General features: G+C 59.4%; 2 protein-coding genes and 1 pseudogene. 2 read left to right on the forward strand and 1 reads right to left on the reverse strand.

Translation table 11 applies throughout. From position 1 onward, the window contains the following. Positions 1 to 141: 141 nt before the first annotated feature. Together rho and ACEW8G_RS04885 are read left to right on the forward strand one after the other, a co-directional pair. A complete protein-coding gene (rho, locus tag ACEW8G_RS04880; protein WP_373487323.1) occupies positions 142 to 1,398 on the forward strand; it encodes a transcription termination factor Rho in 1,257 nt (418 codons plus the stop codon). A 22-nt stretch (positions 1,399 to 1,420) separates the two neighbouring features. Then, complete coding sequence (locus ACEW8G_RS04885; protein ID WP_373487324.1) at positions 1,421 to 2,101, forward strand: TerC family protein; 681 nt, start codon at positions 1,421 to 1,423, stop codon at positions 2,099 to 2,101. Positions 2,102 to 2,164: 63 nt separating this feature from the next. Here the strand turns inward: ACEW8G_RS04885 and ACEW8G_RS04890 are convergent. Further along, positions 2,165 to 2,347 (reverse strand): annotated as a pseudogene (locus ACEW8G_RS04890) (nuclear transport factor 2 family protein); the annotation flags it as partial.

Genomic DNA, 2,347 nt, shown 5'->3' on the forward strand with positions numbered 1-2,347 from the left:
CTTATTTCGTCTCCAGTCCCGTCCGGGATCAGCGATGACCCTTTCCACCAGTGACCGGTCCACCGGCTGGGCATCCCCATTTTTCCACATGCCTGCCGCCATTGCTTTTGCGGCGACTATCCTCACGGAACATTGCACCTCATGCATCTTAAAGAACTCAAGCAGAAGACGCCTGCCGAACTCGTTACCATGGCCGAAGAGCTTGGCGTGGAGGGGGCATCGACGCTCCGCCGCCAGGACCTGATGTTCGCGATCCTCAAAGAACTTGCCGATGATGGCGAGCTGATCATGGGATTGGGTACCATCGAAGTGCTTGCCGACGGTTTCGGCTTTCTGCGCAGCCCCGAGGCGAACTATCTCGCCGGGCCCGACGATATTTACGTTTCGCCCAATCAGGTGCGCCGCTTTGGCCTGCGCACCGGCGATACGGTGGAAGGCGAAATCCGCGCGCCGCGCGATGGTGAGCGTTATTTCGCGCTGACCAAGCTCACAGCCGTCAATTTCGATGACCCCGATGTTGTGCGCCACCGCGTCAACTTCGATAACCTCACCCCGCTTTACCCTGACGAAAAGCTGAGCCTCGACACGCTTGACCCGACGGTCAAGGACAAGTCGGCGCGGGTGATCGATATCATCTCGCCGCAGGGCACGGGCCAGCGCGCGCTGATCGTCGCGCCTCCGCGCGGCGGTAAAACCGTGCTGCGGCCGAACATCGCCAAGGCGATCACGGACACCCACCCCGAGGTTTTCCTGATCGTGCTGCTGATCGATGAGCGGCCTGAGGAAGTCACCGATATGCAGCGCAGCGTGAAAGGCGAGGTGATTTCCTCGACCTTTGACGAACCTGCGCAGCGCCACGTGCAGGTCGCCGAAATGGTCATTGAAAAGGCCAAGCGGCTGGTCGAGCACAAGAAGGATGTCGTCATCCTGCTCGATTCGATCACCCGCCTTGGCCGCGCCTACAACACCGTCGTCCCAAGCTCGGGCAAGGTACTGACCGGCGGTGTCGATGCCAATGCGCTGCAACGCCCCAAGCGCTTCTTTGGCGCGGCGCGCAATATCGAGGAAGGCGGCTCGCTGTCGATCATCGCCACCGCGCTGATCGACACCGGCAGCCGCATGGACGAGGTGATCTTTGAAGAGTTCAAGGGCACCGGCAACTCCGAAATCGTGCTGGACCGCAAGATCGCCGACAAGCGCATCTTCCCGGCACTGGATGTCGGCAAGTCGGGCACCCGCAAGGAAGAGCTGCTGGTCGAAAAGGACATCCTGTCAAAGATGTGGGTGCTGCGCCGCATCCTCATGCAGATGGGCACCATCGATGCGATGGAGTTCCTGCTCGACAAGATGAAGGAATCCAAGACCAACGAGGATTTCTTCGATTCGATGAACCAGTGACCGCCTGAAAGGTTCAACGCCAATGACCGCCATCTGGGCAGACATCGTCAAGGATTTCTCCGGCCTGTTTGCGGGCGACGCCTCGGCGTGGTTCGCATTCGGCCAGGTGTTGATGATCGATATCCTGCTCGCCGGAGACAATGCGATTGTCGTCGGTGCGCTGGCGGCGGGTCTGCCGCCGGATCAGCGGCGCAAGGTCATCATGATCGGCATCATTGCCGCGCTGGTGTTGCGCATCGGTTTTGCTTTGATAGTTACCCAATTGATGCAGATCGTCGGGTTGATTTTTGCTGGCGGGCTGCTGCTGCTGTGGGTCTCGTGGAAAATGTACCGCGAACTCCAGCCTGCTGGTCATTCATCACCCGGATCGCCCGAAATTGAGGGCGACGAGGACAGCGGCGTGCGCCCAGCCAAGAGTTTCGCTTCAGCTGCCTGGGCGGTGGCTGTGGCTGACGTGTCGATGAGCCTCGACAATGTGCTGGCTGTCGCCGGCGCTGCGCGTGAGCACCCCGGTATCCTGATTGTCGGTCTAATTCTCGCGGTCGCATTGATGGGCATTGCAGCCAATTTCATCGCCAAATATATCGAGCGTTTCCGCTGGATTGCCTATCTCGGGCTGCTCGTCATCCTCTATGTCGCGGGCAAGATGATGTATGACGGCTTTGTCGATCCGACGGTGGGCGTGGGGCAGTTTTTCGGCTGATCAGTGGCAACAATCACTGAACCATAACAGTTCGCCTGATCGCCAGTTACTCACCAAGGCGGTTCAGGCTGTGGGCGTTGCTGTAAGCTGCGCCGCCATCTTTTCCCACAGCATGTTCATCGCCTTGAGCGGCCGGACCATGACCTTGAAGTCCTCGATCAGCCCGGCATCGTTCCAGCGGATGATATCGACGCCGTTGATGTGGATGCCATCCACCGTGCAGGCAAATTCCAGCATCGCCTGGTT

The organism is Blastomonas sp., assembly GCF_041747255.1.
Lineage (GTDB): Bacteria > Pseudomonadota > Alphaproteobacteria > Sphingomonadales > Sphingomonadaceae > Blastomonas.

Coding starts and splice junctions, on each gene's coding strand:
- rho (WP_373487323.1), top strand. CDS start 142: ATGCATCTTAAAGAACTCAAGCAGAAGACGCCTGCCGAACTCGTTACC.
- ACEW8G_RS04885 (WP_373487324.1), top strand. CDS start 1,421: ATGACCGCCATCTGGGCAGACATCGTCAAGGATTTCTCCGGCCTGTTT.